Raw genomic sequence first — 1,895 nt, forward strand, 5'->3', positions numbered from 1 at the left:
CGCGGTCGGCGCCGCCGTGGCGCCCTGCCTCCTACCGAACATGGAACGGATCCTCGGATGGCATGGCGGCGCGCGGGCGCGCGGGTGCGCGACCGCGCAGTAGTGCGGGCGGTGCGAAGGTTGGATCGTCCGCCGGGACGGCAGGCCGCGTAAGCGCCGGCATCAGGACGCCTTCCGCCGCGCGAGCTTCGCCAGGAGCGGTTCGAGCAGGTTCGGCCGGGCGCGCTTGGCTTCGGGCCGGCCGAGCAGCGCCGCCGCGAGGTCGGCGAAGATCTCGGCGGGCTTCGAGCCGGCCTGCACCTCGGCGATCATCTGGCCGTTGTTGGCGGCCGTCCCGAACAGGGCCGGCTCGAACGGGATGCTGGCGGCCAGCGGCGCCTCCAGCGCCTTGGCGAACTCGGCGGCCCCGATCTCGGGGCGCTTGGGCACCCCGACGCCGTTCAGGATGACACGGGGCCGGGCGTCGTTGGGCCGGCCCTGCTGCAGCGCGCCGAGCAGGTTCTTGGCGTTGCGTAGGGAGGCGAGGTCGGGGCCGGCGACGATCAGGATCTCGTCGGCCGCAGTCAGCACCCGCTTCGACCAGGCGCACCACTGGTGCGGCACGTCGAGGACGATGCAGGGCACGGCCGCGCGCAGGTGGTCGATCAGCGCATCGAAGGCCGGCTCGGACAGGTCGATCGTCCGGTCGAGGCTCGCCGGCGCCGAGAGCAGGCTGAGCTGGTCGCTGCACTTCGAGAGCAGGCGCTCGACCAGGTTCGAATCGAGGCGCTCGGGGGCGAACACCGCCTCGGCGATGCCCTGGGGCGGATCCTGGTTGAAGTTGAGCGAGGCGGTGCCGAAGGCGATGTCGAGGTCGGCGATCACCGTCTGCGCGCCCTGGCCGCGGGCGATCGACCAGGCGAGGTTGTGGGCGACCGTCGAGGCGCCGATGCCGCCCTTGACGCCGTAGACCGCGATGGTCCGCCCGACCGGCTTCACCCCGGGGGCTGCGAACAGGTCCGAGAGCGAGGCGATCAGCGCCAGCGGCTCGACCGGCGCCATCAGGTAGTCGCTGACGCCGCGCTGAATGAACTGGCGGTACAGCGCCACGTCGTTGACGTGGCCGACGACGATCACCCGGGTGCCGGCGTCGCAGACCTCGGCGAGGGCGTCGAGGCATTCCATCGGCCGGGATTTCGGCCCTTGCGTCTCGATGATGATGACGTTGGGCGTCGGCGCGTGGCGGTAGGCTTCCACCGCCGCCGCACCGCCGCCCATCTGGACCTTCAGGAGGGCCTTCTGCATGCGTCGGTCGGTCCCGGCGCCCTCGATCATCGCGGCGGTCTCCGCGGTCTCGCAGAACGCCTGGATCGTGATCCGGGGCACCGGGGCGATCATCCGCTCAGATGTCTCGGGGTGGTCCGCCATGACGAGGCCTTCGGGTTCGTGGGAGCGCGGGAACGGTGTGTCGGGGTAGGGGGCGGCGCCGGGTGGCGGCGTCGCCCGCCGGGTCACTCGGCCACGGAGGACTTGACGCTGGTCTTGCCATCCTGCCGCCAGGCGGTTGACGGATCCTTGCCTTCGCGGAGCTGGCCGATGTCCTTGACCCGGCGGATCGTGTCGATGCGGCCCTCGGGGCGCCCGCGCACCAGGTCGACCGGGTCGGCGACCTGCGCGGCGATCGTCGCCTGGGTCGAGCACCCGAGGTTCCACGACGGCTGGTTGCGGAAGTTCGCGACCGGGCTGCTCTCGCCGAGATCCTGGGGCCAGAGCCCGCACTTGTCGGCGACGTGCGCCTCCATGCGGTGGAAGCTGAGGCGGATCGGGCTGGCGAGGCCGGGATCGGCCACCGGGTAGCCGGAGAGCACGATCTCGCGGGGGGGGACGCCGCCCTCGGCGCCGAGCCGGCGGATGGC

At 72.5% G+C, this 1,895-nt stretch carries 2 protein-coding genes; both read right to left on the reverse strand.

Translation table 11 applies throughout. From position 1 onward, the window contains the following. Positions 1 to 162: 162 nt before the first annotated feature. Entirely contained in the window at positions 163 to 1,407 is a 1,245-nt protein-coding gene (locus FV222_RS24585) for an AAA family ATPase (protein ID WP_147764456.1), read from the reverse strand. A gap of 83 nt (positions 1,408 to 1,490) precedes the next feature. Beyond that, positions 1,491 to 1,895 (reverse strand): CpaD family pilus assembly protein (locus FV222_RS24590; protein WP_187277460.1); only part of this gene is annotated, 405 nt, incomplete at its 5' end.

Source organism: Methylobacterium sp. WL103 (assembly GCF_008039885.1).
Taxonomy (GTDB): Bacteria; Pseudomonadota; Alphaproteobacteria; order Rhizobiales; family Beijerinckiaceae; genus Methylobacterium; species Methylobacterium cerastii.